17 protein-coding genes and 1 pseudogene are annotated in these 15135 nt (G+C 35.3%); 14 read left to right on the forward strand and 4 right to left on the reverse strand.

Features of this window, described 5'->3' with window-relative positions; translation table 11 throughout:
- Nucleotides 1–110: 110 nt before the first annotated feature.
- From AC0L3Q_RS16525 to AC0L3Q_RS16545, 5 genes are all read left to right on the forward strand, one after another.
- Entirely contained in the window at nucleotides 111–752 is a 642-nt protein-coding gene (locus AC0L3Q_RS16525; protein WP_473281125.1) for a hypothetical protein, read from the forward strand.
- A 92-nt stretch (nucleotides 753–844) separates the two neighbouring features.
- Nucleotides 845–1441, forward strand: a complete 597-nt coding sequence (locus AC0L3Q_RS16530; protein WP_473281127.1) for a TetR/AcrR family transcriptional regulator — start codon at nucleotides 845–847, stop codon at nucleotides 1439–1441.
- Nucleotides 1442–1490: 49 nt separating this feature from the next.
- Nucleotides 1491–1973 (forward strand): acyl-CoA thioesterase, encoded by a 483-nt coding sequence (locus tag AC0L3Q_RS16535; protein ID WP_473281129.1) that lies wholly within the window; start codon nucleotides 1491–1493, stop codon nucleotides 1971–1973.
- A 56-nt stretch (nucleotides 1974–2029) separates the two neighbouring features.
- Entirely contained in the window at nucleotides 2030–2155 is a 126-nt protein-coding gene (locus AC0L3Q_RS16540; RefSeq protein WP_280174027.1) for a hypothetical protein, read from the forward strand.
- Between the two features lie 32 nt (nucleotides 2156–2187).
- Nucleotides 2188–2694 carry a phosphoglycerate mutase family protein gene (locus AC0L3Q_RS16545; RefSeq protein ID WP_473281131.1) on the forward strand — a complete coding sequence of 169 codons (507 nt, stop codon included), beginning with the start codon at nucleotides 2188–2190 and terminating at the stop codon, nucleotides 2692–2694.
- Here the strand turns inward: AC0L3Q_RS16545 and AC0L3Q_RS16550 are convergent.
- Nucleotides 2687–3439 (reverse strand): DUF6503 family protein, encoded by a 753-nt coding sequence (locus tag AC0L3Q_RS16550; protein ID WP_473281133.1) that lies wholly within the window; start codon nucleotides 3437–3439, stop codon nucleotides 2687–2689. The two genes, AC0L3Q_RS16545 and AC0L3Q_RS16550, sit on opposite strands and share 8 nt — an antisense overlap.
- Nucleotides 3440–3604: 165 nt before the next feature.
- Between AC0L3Q_RS16550 and AC0L3Q_RS16555 the strand changes: the two genes are divergently transcribed.
- Entirely contained in the window at nucleotides 3605–3961 is a 357-nt protein-coding gene (locus AC0L3Q_RS16555) for a DUF3887 domain-containing protein (protein ID WP_473281135.1), read from the forward strand.
- Nucleotides 3962–4043: 82 nt separating this feature from the next.
- On the forward strand, nucleotides 4044–4502 hold the full coding sequence (smpB, locus tag AC0L3Q_RS16560; protein WP_073316281.1) for an SsrA-binding protein SmpB: 459 nt from the start codon (nucleotides 4044–4046) through the stop codon (nucleotides 4500–4502).
- Here smpB and AC0L3Q_RS16565 read toward each other — a convergent pair whose 3' ends face one another.
- A complete protein-coding gene (locus AC0L3Q_RS16565; RefSeq protein WP_473281137.1) occupies nucleotides 4503–5144 on the reverse strand; it encodes a protein-L-isoaspartate(D-aspartate) O-methyltransferase in 642 nt (213 codons plus the stop codon).
- A 229-nt stretch (nucleotides 5145–5373) separates the two neighbouring features.
- Here AC0L3Q_RS16565 and AC0L3Q_RS16570 point away from each other — a divergent pair, with 229 nt between their 5' ends.
- The 7 genes and pseudogenes from AC0L3Q_RS16570 to miaA all read left to right on the forward strand — a co-directional run bounded on the left by AC0L3Q_RS16570 (nucleotide 5374) and on the right by miaA (nucleotide 12761).
- Entirely contained in the window at nucleotides 5374–6339 is a 966-nt protein-coding gene (locus AC0L3Q_RS16570) for a Gfo/Idh/MocA family protein (RefSeq protein WP_473281139.1), read from the forward strand.
- A 122-nt stretch (nucleotides 6340–6461) separates the two neighbouring features.
- On the forward strand, nucleotides 6462–7349 hold the full coding sequence (locus tag AC0L3Q_RS16575; protein WP_473281141.1) for a 3-hydroxybutyryl-CoA dehydrogenase: 888 nt from the start codon (nucleotides 6462–6464) through the stop codon (nucleotides 7347–7349).
- Nucleotides 7350–7493: 144 nt separating this feature from the next.
- Nucleotides 7494–8732 carry a DUF1015 domain-containing protein gene (locus AC0L3Q_RS16580; RefSeq protein WP_473281143.1) on the forward strand — a complete coding sequence of 413 codons (1239 nt, stop codon included), beginning with the start codon at nucleotides 7494–7496 and terminating at the stop codon, nucleotides 8730–8732.
- 69 nt (nucleotides 8733–8801) lie between these two features.
- On the forward strand, nucleotides 8802–9464 hold the full coding sequence (locus tag AC0L3Q_RS16585) for a YggS family pyridoxal phosphate-dependent enzyme (RefSeq protein WP_473281145.1): 663 nt from the start codon (nucleotides 8802–8804) through the stop codon (nucleotides 9462–9464).
- Nucleotides 9465–9620: 156 nt separating this feature from the next.
- The gene (locus AC0L3Q_RS16590; protein ID WP_473281147.1) at nucleotides 9621–10997 is read left to right on the forward strand and encodes an exonuclease domain-containing protein; all 1377 of its coding nucleotides are present in this window, start codon (nucleotides 9621–9623) and stop codon (nucleotides 10995–10997) included.
- 101 nt (nucleotides 10998–11098) lie between these two features.
- Nucleotides 11099–11854, forward strand: coding sequence for an ion transporter (locus tag AC0L3Q_RS16595; RefSeq protein ID WP_084549539.1), 756 nt, complete (start codon nucleotides 11099–11101; stop codon nucleotides 11852–11854).
- A pseudogene (gene miaA, locus AC0L3Q_RS16600) lies at nucleotides 11851–12761 on the forward strand (tRNA (adenosine(37)-N6)-dimethylallyltransferase MiaA). Before AC0L3Q_RS16595 ends, miaA begins: the two are co-directional and overlap by 4 nt.
- A gap of 37 nt (nucleotides 12762–12798) precedes the next feature.
- Here the strand turns inward: miaA and AC0L3Q_RS16605 are convergent.
- On the reverse strand, nucleotides 12799–13512 hold the full coding sequence (locus AC0L3Q_RS16605; RefSeq protein WP_073316271.1) for a response regulator transcription factor: 714 nt from the start codon (nucleotides 13510–13512) through the stop codon (nucleotides 12799–12801).
- 3 nt (nucleotides 13513–13515) lie between these two features.
- The gene (locus AC0L3Q_RS16610; RefSeq protein ID WP_473281149.1) at nucleotides 13516–15084 is read right to left on the reverse strand and encodes a sensor histidine kinase; all 1569 of its coding nucleotides are present in this window, start codon (nucleotides 15082–15084) and stop codon (nucleotides 13516–13518) included.
- Between the last annotated feature and the right edge of the window lie 51 nt (nucleotides 15085–15135).

The following is a 15135-nucleotide window of genomic DNA, read 5'->3' on the forward strand; positions in this document are numbered from 1 at the left end:
TACAAACCTCACTAAATTACGGTTTTACCGTAGATATTAACAAATTTATTCCTACACGGTTGATAACTAAATCTTGAAAAAAAGATGCTTTTAGCTACATTGCAACTGCAATGAAACCAACTTTTTTGTTACTTCTTCTCACCTCTAGTCTCTGTTTTGGCCAAAGCCGAAAGGGTCCGCTATCTGATATCCGAAATAAGTATCAGTTAATTCGTGAATTGGTAGATTCTAATGCTTTACGACAACATCATACCAATTATTCTTGTGAAGAAACCGCTGAAGAAGGTACATTAACCTTCTACTATAATGGTACCGAATTGAAACATATCGTCCATATCTATAAAGAAGGACATGTCCAGTTTAGAGATGAATTTTATGTATGGGATAACCAACTGTTTTTTCAATATGCCATACATAACATTTGGTATAAGGACTACGAAAAAACAAAAAGTGGCAAACGCAAACTAGTAAACGTGACGTTAACGCTGGAAGAACGTTTCTATTTTAAAGATAGAGAAGTGATCAAATGCCAGTTTAAAGACTTCGAAAATCGCAGTAATTCTCCTCAAAGAAAGACGCAGCATGTTCGTAATAAAAATATTGGTTGCGAACAAGCACAAGAAGCACTGGAGAAATTTGACATTCTTGTAGGATATCAAGAACAACATGTAGCTGATGCTTGCGACCTTCCGAGAAGCATCAAAGACAGCGAAATTCACAACCTTATTTACAGTAGCGCAGGAATCAATTAAACCTTAAAACTTTTAATTAAGAATAAAAAACACCTCAAAATATACCAATTGGTATATTTTTTATATCTTTGAATTATTAATTTAAAATCCTAATGTTAACCAAAGCCGAACAAACAGCAGAATTTATCATTGAAACTGTGGCTCCCATCTTTAATAAAAATGGGTATGCTGCAACAAGTTTGAGTGATATTACCAAAGCTACTGGCTTGACCAAAGGTGCTATTTATGGCAACTTCAAAAACAAGGAAGAGTTGGCTATTGCGGCATTTAGAATGACTGAAAAAAAGATGCTAAAACGAATCGCAGAGCATCAATCCCTGAGCGAATCTCCTTTGGAACAATTATACCTGGTTACCGATTTTTATAGAAACTATTACAATTACACCCAGGAGATTGGAGGATGCCCGGTGATCAACATGTCTATAGATTCAAAATATCAAAATGATATCCTTTTTGAATCTGCTCGATTTTCAATTAATAAAATTCAAAACAACCTGGCTAAGCTCATAGAAAAAGGAAAAGCAGCAGGCGAAATAAAAGAAACGGTAAACGCCATGAGATATTCCAAACGACTATATAGCATGATTACCGGAGCTATTTTTATGACCCATACCATGGATGATAACGAATATATGTTAGACACTATGGATCAAATCGATAATATGATCCGAATTGAACTAAAAAAATAATTTTTTTAACCAAAAATATACCGATTGGTATATTATAATAAACAAGACTATGGAACTACTAAAAGTATTAGAAAGCAAAGCAAAAATCAGATTTCAAGATTGCGATCCTTTTAACCATCTTAACAATGCGGCTTACATCAACTACATGATCAATGCCCGAGAAGATCAAATCGAAAAACACTACAACCTTGATATCTTTAAACTTGCCAAAAATCAAGGAATAAGCTGGGTAGTAGGCAGTAATCAAATCGCATATCTGAAACCTGCTCTTGTGATGGAAGAAGTAGTTATTGACTCTCAATTAATTCATTTTACAGAGAACCAGCTTCATGTAGAAATCAGAATGTGGAATAATGAAAAGACAGAACTTAAGGCTGTGATGTGGAGCACCTTCGTACACTTCAATCTATTGAAACAAAAAAGATGGAATCACCAACCTGAACTGTCCGAATTATTCCAAAATGTGGTGATGCCATTACCGGTAAAGAACTTTGAAGAAAGAATTTTACAGTTAAAACCACAAAAAGTGTAACACTTATGGTTTTTGGCAGTCTTATAAGCACATACAATCACCTAAAGCCTGGCCATATGAAATCATCCGGAGATCTTGGCTCTTCTCACAAAAAGAGAAGTTACTACATATATATAGGATTCTTCATCATTGCTATTCTTTCTATGATCGTTGTTATCTGGAAAATGGGGATGTTGGATTAATTATTTATATTTATCAAAAAAACAAGCTAGCCATGAGATTTACTCTAAGTCTATTAGTGTTTCTATTGTCTTTTTCTGCTATTGCACAAAAATCTGACACTGCAGAAACTACTACCTATTATTTCATTCGTCATGCCGAAAAAGAGCTTAGCGATCCAAATAACAGAGACCCAAAACTTACAAAAGAAGGTAAAGAACGTGCTCAAAATTGGGCAAAAGTGCTAGCTGATGTAAAAATTGATTTCGTATTTTCTTCAGACTTTATAAGGACAAGACATACTGCCGAACCTATCGTAAAAGCGCAAAATGCTCCTTTATTGATTTATGATCACAAAAAACTAAACGAACCCGAGTTTCAGAAAAAAACAAAAGGGAAAACCAGTGTTATTGTAGGACACAGCAACTCTACTCCTATCTTTGTTAATACCATTCTCGGTACAAAAAAGTACGATAAAATAGACGAAAAAGTATACGGAAAGCTATTTATAGTAACGTTAAAAAACGGTGAGATTGTCGATCACATGCTAACTATCAATTAGCAGCAACCTTATCGATATACACATAAATATCTTCTAAAGCTATTTTAGAAAGTAGTTTCAACTTTTTGTTCTCAAACAATTGATCCAAATCTGATAAAGGAGTTTTTAAATCGTCCGTTTTGTAATTGTTGTAATCCACAAAACGAATACCATTTACAACCCTTGGATTGTATGCCTCTCTGAATCGAATACCACCTTCATTCACTGCATATTTGTATGCTAAATAATCGATAGTAAAGTTGTCTTTATGAATCCAATACAGAAATTCATCTTCAAAATCTGTTCCTCCACCCTCTTGATCAAAAGTCACTTTTATTTTGTAGTACCGTTTTCCAAGAACAGTTGATTCTCCAACCAATTCTTTATTCACTGCACCCGCATTCAAGCCAAAAGGAAGTCCTGCAAAATAATGTACAGAGTTTACCCCGTCGCTTATTTTGGTGATCAACGAATCGGCAACCTTTACTTTACAATTTTCAATAGTTCTTTCTAATCCACTATTACTTACAACATCATGGATCACACCCTCTGGCCCTTCTACGAAGCGTTCCAGCTGATATGTTCCCCCATCACGTTTACTACTATATTGTTTTCCGCGGAAAGTAAAATGGATAACCGCATGATCATATCTCGATCCTCCTGCATTTTCTATTGCTTTATCTACAATTTCCTGAACCTGTAACTGATTATACATTGTAAAAGAAGAAAGCGTTACTACCAATACAACAATCAAATATTTTTTCATTTCTATAGCATTTTGGACGGCTAAATTAAACTTTAAAAAACCAATAATTGTGACATTTTTGTTAAACTGCGCTCCATCCAAAACCCAAGTTTTTTTGAACGTATGTTTCCTTCTTTTAAAAAAGATATTTATTTTGCGTATGCATTAAACCCAAATATCATCGCTATGAAATACGCTTTACTACTTTTAGTATTCCTTTGCTCATCTACTCTTTTGGCTCAGGATAACACGAATTATCAAGAAGTCACCAAAAGCTTTCAGGAAAATTTTAATACTCAAAACGTAGATAACATTTTTAATCTATACACCACCGAAATGCAGGAAGCAATGACCAAAGAAGGAGTCTCTCGTTTTGTCAACGGTTGTTATGAGCAATTCGGTTCTTTAAAAAAACTAACCTTTATAGAGACCGCAGAAGGCATTAATAGTTATAAAGCAGAATTCGAAAAAATGAGTTTGGTCATGGAGCTTCAGTTAAGTGCCGATAACAAAATAGCTACCATCCAATTTCAAGAACCTTAAAAAATTTTAAATATTCATTTTTTGATGAACAAAGCTTTCTTTTCAGAAAGCTTTGTACTTTTGTAGGCCTGTATTTGAAACAATGAATCAGAATAAAATCAACATATTAAATCGAAAAGCAAAGTTCGAGTATGAATTTCTCGATAAGTATACTGCGGGTATCAAACTTGCCGGTACCGAAATAAAAGCCATTCGAGAAGGAAAAGCAGGTATTGCAGAGAGTTTTTGCGAATTCAATAATGGAGAACTCTTTGTCATCAATATGCATATTGATGAATACTCTCATGCCACTTACTTCAATCATAATCCTAAGAGCGAACGCAAACTATTGCTCAACAAAAAGGAACTACGAAAACTTGAAAAAGAAGTAAGAAATACTGGATTAACGATTATCCCTACCCGTTTGTTCATTAACGATAGAGGATTGGCTAAACTCGACATTGTTTTAGCCAGAGGTAAGAAAATGTACGACAAAAGAGAAACGATCAAAGATCGAGATAACAAAAGAGCCTTAGATCGGATTAAAAAGAATTACAAATAGTTAATTCTTATCCTCTAGTAAAGGCACAAATCTGAACTCTCCAAACTCGTGTTTTTCGAATTGAGTTTCAGTCTTACGAATAAAAAGAGTCATAATCTGTACATCTTCTCCAACCGGTATTACCAATCGACCATTGATAGCCAACTGACTTAACAAGGGTTTGGGCACATAAGGAGCTCCTGCAGTTACGATAATTCCTTTGTACGGAGCGTACTCTTCTAATCCTTTATATCCATCTCCAAAAGACAAGTGCTTTGGGCGATATCCTAATTTGGACAAAAAGAGCTTGGTCTTTTTAAATAATTCCTTTTGGCGTTCGATACTATATACCTTTGCTCCCAATTCGCAAAGTACAGCGGTTTGATAACCCGACCCTGTTCCTATCTCTAGTACCCTATCTCCGCTCCCAACCTCTAATAACTCAGATTGAAAAGCTACGGTGTAAGGCTGCGAAATAGTTTGATCTGCCGCAATCGGGAAGGCCTTATCCTGATAGGCATGATCTTCGAAGCCGGAATCCATAAAGAGATGTCGTGGTATTTTATTAATAGCAGCCAAAACAGCCTTGTTCTTGATGCCTTTGCGAATCAAAACATCAACAAGTTGTTTTCTTTTTCCTGCATGTCTAAGGGTATCTTTCACTATTATCTAGGGGTTATTTAGCCCGATAAAATTACACAAACATTTCGTTGGAATATATTTTATTTCAAAAAACTATTAAAAAAAATCGCAGTATTCTAGCAATTACCTTTTTATCAAAAACAGAGCAGTTCTTACACAGTTTTCTAATCCATTCTTAAATTTTGCTTTTTAGATATTTTTAAGGTTTAAAATTTATAAATAATACTATTTTTGTGTAAAATATTGAAATATGCTCAAAGCCGGAGTACTCGGTGCGGGACACCTTGGTAAAATCCATTTACGTCTTCTTGAACAATCCGAGAATTATGAACTTACTGGTTTTTACGATACCAGTTCTTCACAAGCCAATGCAATTGCTAAAGAATTCGGATATCATCTTTTTAATTCTATCGAGGAATTAATTGAAGCCGTTGATGTAGTGGATATAGTCACTCCTACTTTTGCTCATTTTGACGTTGCCAAACAAGCCATCGAGGCTGGCAAACATGTTTTTATTGAAAAGCCTATTACCAATACCGTTGCAGAAGCAGAAGAATTGATACGACTGGCCAATCAAAACAATGTCAAAGGACAAGTAGGACATGTAGAACGATTTAATCCTGCATATACTGCTGTAGCTCAAAAGATCGATAATCCCATGTTTATTGAAGCGCATCGATTAGCTGAGTTCAACCCAAGAGGAACTGATGTACCTGTTGTACTGGACTTGATGATTCATGATATCGATGCTATTTTGAGCGTGGTACATTCTGAAGTTAAACAGATCAGTGCAAGCGGAGTATCTGTGATCAGTGAGACTCCTGATATTGCCAACGCCAGAATCGAGTTTGAAAATGGTTGTGTTGCTAATCTGACTGCCAGCCGTATTTCATTAAAAAACATGCGTAAATCAAGGTTCTTCCAAAAGGACGCCTACATCTCTGTTGATTTCTTTGAAAAGAAATGTGAGGTCGTAAAAATGAAAGACGCGCCCGAGCAACCTGATGATTTTGCTATGATTTTGCAGAATGCCGAAGGAGTGCGAAAGCAAATTTATTTTGACAACCCATCGATACCATCAAACAATGCAATCCTTGATGAGCTAGATACTTTTGCAGATGCCATTAATAATGACACTACTCCTATCGTATCGCTAGAGCAAGGTAAAAAAGCTTTGGAAGTCGCTTTAAAAATTATCGATTGCTTCAAACACTAAACAATTAAACTTTCAATACACTCAAATAACTCATATGAAACAAGCCATAACAACGTTTTTGACAAACCATCGAAAATGAAATTTGGCAAGTTCTATATGGTCATAAAAAATAGACTAAACACATGAAAAACATAGCAGTAATTGGTGCAGGAACTATGGGCAACGGTATTGCACATACTTTTGCACAAAAAGGTTTTAAAGTACAACTTATTGACATCTCACAACAAGCTTTGGATAGAGGTTTGGCAACGATCACCAAAAATTTGGATCGTATGATCGCTAAAGAGAAAATCACCGAAGCTGATAAAGAAGCTACTTTAGGAAATATCTCTACTTATACCAACATAAAAGAAGGTGTAGAATACGCAGGATTGGTAGTAGAGGCCGCTACTGAAAACGTAGATCTAAAACTTAAGATTTTCAAAGATTTGAGCGACGCTTGTCCTGATGACACGATTTTGGCAACCAACACTTCTTCTATCTCGATTACACAAATCGCAGCGGTTACTAATCGCCCAGAAATGGTGATTGGGATGCATTTTATGAATCCTGTACCTATCATGAAATTGGTAGAAATCATTAGAGGATATAACACTTCTGACGAGGTGACACAAACCATCATGGAAGTATCTAAGCAGTTAGGTAAAATCCCAGTAGAGGTAAATGACTACCCTGGATTTGTAGCCAATAGAATCCTGATGCCAATGATCAACGAATCTATCGAAACGTTATACAATGGAGTTGCCGGAGTAACTGAAATCGATACGGTAATGAAATTAGGAATGGCGCACCCAATGGGTCCCTTACAATTAGCTGATTTTATTGGTCTTGATGTATGCCTTTCTATCCTTAACGTAATGTACGAAGGCTTCAAAAACCCAAAGTATGCGCCTTGCCCACTATTGGTTAACATGGTAATGGCTGGTAAATTAGGTGTAAAAAGCGGAGAAGGATTTTACGATTATTCGGAAAGTAGAAAAGCAGAAAAAGTTGCCAAGCAATTTGCATAAAGACTAGCTTTCAGAATACAGAAATTATATATTTACAAGTTGGATCTGCACTAGGTCCAACTTTTTTATTTAATATTGAAAATGTGTTTATTATTAAACATACTTCAATAACTCGAAGAATACCAAGTTATACGAAATCAAGAAATGGCAAAAATCCACCCGTTTAAAGCAATTCGCCCAACCAGAGACAAAGTAAGTCTTGTGGCTTCAAGATCTTATGAAAGTTATACCGCATTTCAACGAGATTCAAGAATGGAATACAACCCTTACTCTTTTCTTCATATTGTTAATCCGGGATATAAATATCAAAAAGAAATCTCTGGAGAAGAACGCTACAAACTGGTTCGGAATAGATATCTGGAATTCAAAGAAGATGAAATTTTTGTTCAGGATGAGACACCATCTTATTATGTCTATAAAATTGTAAATCGGGAACAAGAATCTTTTTCTGGTATTGTGGCAGCTGCCAGTACTACTGATTACGAAAATAATGTCATCAAAATACATGAAGATACGCTTCAACATAGAGAAAACACGTTTAAGGAGTATCTAAAAACAGTAGGGTTTAATGCCGAGCCTGTACTCCTTACCTACCCTGACAATGATGTGATATCAGATGTGATTTCAAAAAAAATTCAGGAAAGAGCAGAGTTCGAATTTACAACCACTTATAGAGACACACACTATCTCTGGAAGGTCGAAGATTCCAAATCCATAGAAGTCCTAAAAGATGCTTTTGCTTCTATTGATACTATTTATATTGCAGACGGTCATCATCGTTCTGCATCTTCTCACCTGCTTGCTCAAGACCTCAAAGCCAACAATCCCGATCATTCTGGAGAAGAGCCTTATAACTTTTTTATGAGTTACTTGATTCCGGAGTCCGACCTGAGGATATACGAGTTCAATCGGTTGATCAAAGATCTTAATGGATTGACCAAAGAAGAGTTTTTAATCAAGCTAGACGAATGGTTTCGTATAGAGAACAGAGGAATAGAAGCTTACAAACCTTCCAAACCTCATCATTTTAGCATGTATCTGGATGGAGAATTCTATTCGCTTTACCTTAGAAAAACCAGCTATCAGTTCGATAACGCACTAGAAGAATTAGATGCTCAAATATTGTATAAAACCGTTTTGAAACCGATTCTTGGAATCGAAGATTTACGTACTGATACTAGAATTGAATATTCTCACGGTAAAAACGATATTATTCCTGTAAAAAGTAGAATTGACAATCAAGAATTTCAAGTAGGTTTTGTTTTATTCCCTGCCTCGGTCTCGCAGATGAAAAAAATAGCTGATGAAGGGCTAAAAATGCCTCCAAAAAGCACCTATATCGAACCCAAATTGAGAAGCGGTATTACCATCTACGAATTTTGATATCCAACACACTTCTAAGTGCAAGGATGGCACCTTTTACCTCGTCGATTTTAGATATATTTGCAGCCTATGAGCGATATCCAACATAATCTCGAACGAATTCGAACAGAAATCCCGGAAGAAGTCACCCTTGTTGCGGTTTCAAAAACCAAACCCGTTGAAGAATTAATGCAGGCCTATAATGCAGGGCAACGTGTTTTTGGAGAAAATAAAATTCAGGAAATGACCGAAAAATGGGAACAAATGCCAAAAGATATTCAATGGCATATGATCGGTCATGTACAAACGAATAAGGTAAAGTATATGGCAGAGTTTGTGGATTTGATTCATGCCGTAGATAGTTTGAAGTTACTCAAGGAAATTGACAAACAGGCAAAAAAACATGATAGAATAATCTCCTGTCTTATCCAAATCAAAATTGCAGAAGAAGACAGCAAATTTGGTCTTAGTAGTGAAGATGCCATTGCTCTGTTAGCCTCTGAAGAAGTAAAATCCTTAACTCATGTACAAATTAAAGGATTGATGGGAATGGCTACTTTCACCAATAACGAACAGCAAATAAAATCAGAATTCGGAGGTATCAAGCGTCTTTTTGACCAATTACAACCGGAATATCCAAACTTGACAACACTATCTATTGGAATGAGTGCAGATCACGCAATCGCTATTGCCTCTGGTAGTACCATGGTAAGAATTGGAAGTTCAATCTTTGGTGCAAGAAATTACCATTAATATCAAAAGGTATAATAGCAATACTCCCTTTTAATTTTGATCTATCAATAAAAGGGTTAATTTAGTATTTTCAAAACTACTTTTAGGTAGTAATACAAAGGAAAACTCAAAGCACAAAACATCTTAACAGTAAAACAAATGCCTATACAGTAAACTATGTATGCAATTTTAGATATAGAAACAACAGGAGGAAAATATAATGAAGAAGGTATTACTGAAATTGCTATTTACAAATTTGATGGTTTACAGGTTGTTGATCAGTTTATAAGTCTAGTTAATCCAGAACGTCCTATACAGCCCTTTGTTGCAAATCTTACTGGTATTAACAATGATATGCTTCGCAATGCGCCTAAGTTTTATGAGGTAGCCAAAAGAATCGTAGAAATTACAGAAGATTGTGTGGTAGTTGCTCATAACGCAAGCTTTGACTACCGAATACTACGAACTGAATTCTCAAGACTAGGGTTTGACTTTGAAAGACATTCTTTATGCACAGTAGAGCTTTCAAAAAAACTGATTCCAGATCAAAAATCATACAGCCTAGGGAAATTGGTAAGAGGACTAGGTATTCCCTTATCAGATAGGCATCGTGCAAATGGTGACGCCCTTGCAACGGTAAAGCTTTTTAAGTTACTCCTCACTAAAGATTCTGAAAAAAGCATAATTACCGATACTGTACGAGCTGACCCCAAGCGTCAGATCGATGATAAATTACTCCGATTGATTGAGCAAGCCCCCATTGCTACGGGGGTGTATTATATGCATAATGAAAATGGAGATATCATTTACATTGGCAAAAGTAAGAACATCAAAAAGCGTCTCAACCAACATTTCACAAATGACAATAGAAAGTCCAGACGTATACAAGAAGAAGTAGTATCGGTATCGTATGAAATTACAGGTAGCGAATTACTTGCCTTGCTAAAAGAAAGTGAAGAGATAAAAGTAAACAAGCCAAAATACAACCGGGCCTTACGAAAAACAAAATTTGACCAGGCCTTATATCAATTCGTCGACGAAGATGGATACATCAATCTAAAAGTAAGCAAAGCCAATGGTCGACAAAAGAGCATTACCACTTTTACCAATAGACAACAGGCCAAAAGCTATATGCATCGTTGGACAGAAGAATTTAACCTCTGCCAACGATTAATGGGACTGGTTAATGGGAAAGGCAATTGTTTTAATTATACAATAAAACAATGCGAAGGAGCTTGTATTGGCAGCGAAAGTAAGGACGAGTACAATGAACGAGTGAAGAAATTAATTCATAAAAACTCGTTTGAAGCTCAGAATATGATCATCATTGATCGGGGTCGAGATGTTGACGAACAAGGAGTTATTTTGGTTGAAGATGGCAAATTTAAAGGGTTTGGATACTTCAATTTGAATCATCAAATCAACAATATCGAAATACTACGTACGATCATTACCCCTATGCAGCATAATAGAGATGCGCAACATATTATTCAGAGTTACATTCGCCAGCATAAAAAATTAAAGATTGTACCTTTTCCGAAGACACAATCTTAAAGTTTGTATTTTAAGTAAAACATTTTAGTTTGACAAAAGACGCAGATCATAACACCTGGAAAAACAAATTACATGAGATAATTTATGAAGCAGATACTCCTATGGGTAAGGTATTTGATGTTACCTTATTAATCCTTATTGTATTGAGTATTGTATTCGTAATGCTGGAGAGTGTAAAAGGACTTCCTATTGATATTTATGAGTTCCTGTACTACGCGGAATGGGTCATTACTATATTTTTTACTTTTGAATATATCGCTCGGATTATTTCGATCAAGAAACCCACCTCGTATATTTTTAGTTTTTATGGCATCATAGATCTTTTATCTACCATTCCATTATACCTATCCTTTTTCTTTGCAGGATCCAGTGCATTACTTACTGTTCGTGCCTTACGGTTATTAAGAATATTTAGGATTTTAAAAATCTCTAGGTACATTGGAGAATCCAACAAATTAGTAAAAGCGATCAAAGATAGTCGTGCCAAAATATTGGTATTTCTATTCGCCGTTTTGGTATTATGTATCATCATGGGAACGGTTATGTATATCGTAGAGGGTGAAGAAAGTGGTTTCAAAAGCATTCCTATAAGTGTGTATTGGTGTATCGTTACGCTTACTACGGTAGGATACGGAGATATTGCACCGGTTACGCCTTTAGGCCAATTTTTGGCAGCTATCATAATGATCATGGGTTATGGTATCATTGCCGTACCAACAGGTATTGTGAGTGCAGAATATACGCACCAAACCAAAAAAGTTCATCTCAACACACAATCCTGCAATAACTGTAACGAAAGTAACCATAGAGATGATGCCAAGTTTTGTCATAAATGCGGTGAAGATCTACTGAAATGAGTAAAAACCTGATTGTTGTTATAGGACCTACCGCGATTGGAAAAACCAGTCTTAGTATTGCGCTAGCCAATCATTTGGATTGCGAAATTGTTTCTGCAGATAGCAGGCAGTTTTTTAAGGAAATGTATATTGGTACTGCGGCTCCATCAAAAGAAGAATTAGCCCAGGCACCTCATCATTTTATACAACACAAAAGTATTACAGAGCCCTACAGTGTAGGAGATTTTGAAAAAGAAGCCCTAGACACAATAGATAGGTTATTTCAAAAAAATGATTTTGTCATTCTTGTCGGAGGATCAGGACTGTATGTTGATGCAATCACCAAAGGACTAGATACATTTCCAGAAGTTGACCCCAAAATTCGAGAAGAATTACATATCACTTATGAAACCAAAGGCATAGAACACCTTCAAGCTCAGCTAAAAGCTTTGGATCCCGAGTATTACTCCAAAGTAGACAAACAAAATACTCATAGAGTAATGAGAGCATTAGAGATCTGTATTAGTAGTGGTCAGCCTTATTCTTCTTTTACTACGGCTACCAAAAAAACAGACCTTTTTCGATTATAAAAGTGGGGATTACAGCAGATAGAGAAGTTATTTATGATCGTATCAATCAACGTGTCAATGTCATGGTCGAGCAAGGATTAATTAACGAAGTTAAATCCTTACTCCCACACAAAAATTTGAATGCACTTAATACTGTAGGATATAAAGAACTATTTACCCATTTTGATGGGGAATGGGAATTAGATTTTGCCATTTCAGAAATCAAAAAGAATACCCGTCGTTTCGCAAAAAGACAACTTACCTGGTTCAGAAAGGACCCAGAAATCAAATGGTTCCCGTATAGTGGAGATGTAATAGAAGTAGTGACTTATATAAAAGAAAAAAGCACCATAAAATAATTATGATGCCTTATAAAATAGTACCGTTATATGCTCTCTATACTTCTTCGCCTCTTACGACTAATCTAAACCCTTCTCCATGAATGTTTAATATTTCAACATTCTCATCTTTCTTTAGATACTTTCTTAGTTTAGCGATGTATACGTCCATACTTCTCGAGGTGAAGTAGTTATCATCTCTCCAAATCTTAGTTAACGCAAGTTCTCTTGGCATTAAGTCATTAAGATGTAGTGCCAAAAGACGAAGCAATTCATTTTCTTTTGGAGATAATTTTATAGGATCTTCTTCTTTATATGTCAAGAATCTTAGTTTTGAATTCAGATGAAAACCTCCTATTTTGAATTCGAATTGTTTGCTATCAGCAACCGACTCTGTACTCTTACGTTGCATAATAGCTTGTATTTTCATTAATAACACCTCGCTATCAAAAGGTTTATTTAGGTAATCATCTGCACCTACCTTATACCCTTTTAGTACATCTTCTTTCATTGCTTTTGCAGTCAAGAAGATAATAGGTATTTCTTCATTTTTATCACGGATTTCTTTTGCCAAAGTAAATCCATCTTTATAAGGCATCATGACATCTAAGATACACATGTCATAATCATCTTTTTTGAACTTTTCGAAGCCTTCCATACCATTTTTAGCATGCACAACATCATAATCATTCATTACTAGATAATCCTTTAGAACCGTTCCAAAGTTCGGATCATCCTCTACAAGCAAAATCTTTTTGTTTTCTGTTTCCATATTTTATGATATTAACGGTAATTTAATTATAAATGTAGAGCCTTTTCCCCTTTCACTCTCTACCCATATCTGACCATGATGATCGTCTATAATTCGTTTCACATATGTTAGTCCTAATCCGTGTCCTTTTACGTTATGCAGATCTCCTGTATGCTCTCTAAAGAACTTTTCAAAAATCTTTTTCTGCGCCACTTTGCTCATACCAATTCCATGGTCACGAATTTTAAGAACAATACTATTTTTTACATTCTCAGTATATATATCTATTTTGGGTTCACTTTCTGAATATTTAATAGCATTATCCAGAACGTTCACAACTACATTGGTCATATGACTGTCATTTGCCAAAATAGTTGTTTTTAAAGCTCCTAAATGTGTTTTGATATACCCTTGTCTATTTTCAACAATCAAAGAGACATGTGTCACTGCATCTTCAATAATATCATGTAATTCCTGTCTGTCTTTTTTGATGTTAAGCTCATTTTTCTCTAATTGAGAAATCCTCAAAACATTTTCGACCTGGGCATGCATTCGCTTATTTTCTTCTCTTATCATCATCATATACCGTTGCAACTTTTCTTTATCTCCCGAAATTTTAGGATTCTTGATAGCATCCAGAGCAAGGTTGATGGTAGCGATAGGAGTTTTTAGCTCATGCGTCATATTATTAATAAAATCGGTTTTAATTTGGGAGATCTGTCGTTGTTGCATCAACTGCGACAATGCACTCGAATAAGCAATTACAATAATCAGCGTAAAAATGATAGAAAGTATGGCCATTCCTTTAATAGTGGAAAGCACATATTGTTTTTTACCAGTAAAATTAACTAATAACTGATATTCGCTAGCTCCTTGATCATCTGCAAATAGTGCAATAGCGTAAGTTGCAGGGTGATCCAAATTAAAATCTTCAGAACGTACTTTGGTAGCAAGAGAACGGCTGTAAATCGCATATTCAAAACCTACCTTTATATCTCTTTCTTCAAGCTCTTTTTTTAATAAATATTCAATTTCCTTTTTCTTTACCCTTCTATGAATAGGAATAAAACTCGCAATTTCTCCTATTAAAATTTCATAGTCCTTTCTCTGCAGGTCTGTTAACCCTTTTATCCTTCTTTCTAACTTAGACGTTGCACTAAGCTCTGTATTACTACTCTGGGTTTCTTGTAAAGAGTTTTCTACATTTCGGTTTAAAATACTCTTTAAACGAACTGTATCAATATTGAAATTAATGAACGAAGAGAATAATTTTGCATCCTCTTCCAAAATTTCATTAGCATATTCAAAAGGCTTTGTTCTTTTGTCTATACTAAGGTTCAACAGCTGACGAATTGTATTATTATCGGGCTCTTCTATGCTGTGAATGATTTCTCGTAAAGGAAAAAACATTTCTTCAAACTCTCGATATTGTATCCCATTGGATACCGAAATCAGAATTTGCTTTGCATTAAAAGAAAACTGCTCTTCATTATTCTCTACAGTGTTGTTAATCCAATATCCCTGAACAAAAATAATCCCAATCAACGATAAACTCATCAGGATTATCAGCAATACGAATAACCTTTTATTCATAGATCAAAAGTAAGACTTTAACATTTAGCTACTTTAGGGTTTAACCAAATG

This window comes from Aquimarina sp. KJ22-3, from assembly GCF_055808215.1.

Coding starts and splice junctions, on each gene's coding strand:
- AC0L3Q_RS16525 (WP_473281125.1), top strand. CDS start 111: ATGAAACCAACTTTTTTGTTACTTCTTCTCACCTCTAGTCTCTGTTTT.
- AC0L3Q_RS16530 (WP_473281127.1), top strand. CDS start 845: ATGTTAACCAAAGCCGAACAAACAGCAGAATTTATCATTGAAACTGTG.
- AC0L3Q_RS16535 (WP_473281129.1), top strand. CDS start 1,491: ATGGAACTACTAAAAGTATTAGAAAGCAAAGCAAAAATCAGATTTCAA.
- AC0L3Q_RS16540 (WP_280174027.1), top strand. CDS start 2,030: ATGAAATCATCCGGAGATCTTGGCTCTTCTCACAAAAAGAGAAGTTAC.
- AC0L3Q_RS16545 (WP_473281131.1), top strand. CDS start 2,188: ATGAGATTTACTCTAAGTCTATTAGTGTTTCTATTGTCTTTTTCTGCT.
- AC0L3Q_RS16550 (WP_473281133.1), bottom strand. CDS start 3,439: ATGAAAAAATATTTGATTGTTGTATTGGTAGTAACGCTTTCTTCTTTT.
- AC0L3Q_RS16555 (WP_473281135.1), top strand. CDS start 3,605: ATGAAATACGCTTTACTACTTTTAGTATTCCTTTGCTCATCTACTCTT.
- smpB (WP_073316281.1), top strand. CDS start 4,044: ATGAATCAGAATAAAATCAACATATTAAATCGAAAAGCAAAGTTCGAG.
- AC0L3Q_RS16570 (WP_473281139.1), top strand. CDS start 5,374: ATGCTCAAAGCCGGAGTACTCGGTGCGGGACACCTTGGTAAAATCCAT.
- AC0L3Q_RS16575 (WP_473281141.1), top strand. CDS start 6,462: ATGAAAAACATAGCAGTAATTGGTGCAGGAACTATGGGCAACGGTATT.
- AC0L3Q_RS16580 (WP_473281143.1), top strand. CDS start 7,494: ATGGCAAAAATCCACCCGTTTAAAGCAATTCGCCCAACCAGAGACAAA.
- AC0L3Q_RS16585 (WP_473281145.1), top strand. CDS start 8,802: ATGAGCGATATCCAACATAATCTCGAACGAATTCGAACAGAAATCCCG.
- AC0L3Q_RS16590 (WP_473281147.1), top strand. CDS start 9,621: ATGTATGCAATTTTAGATATAGAAACAACAGGAGGAAAATATAATGAA.
- AC0L3Q_RS16595 (WP_084549539.1), top strand. CDS start 11,099: ATGGGTAAGGTATTTGATGTTACCTTATTAATCCTTATTGTATTGAGT.
- AC0L3Q_RS16605 (WP_073316271.1), bottom strand. CDS start 13,512: ATGGAAACAGAAAACAAAAAGATTTTGCTTGTAGAGGATGATCCGAAC.
- AC0L3Q_RS16610 (WP_473281149.1), bottom strand. CDS start 15,084: ATGAATAAAAGGTTATTCGTATTGCTGATAATCCTGATGAGTTTATCG.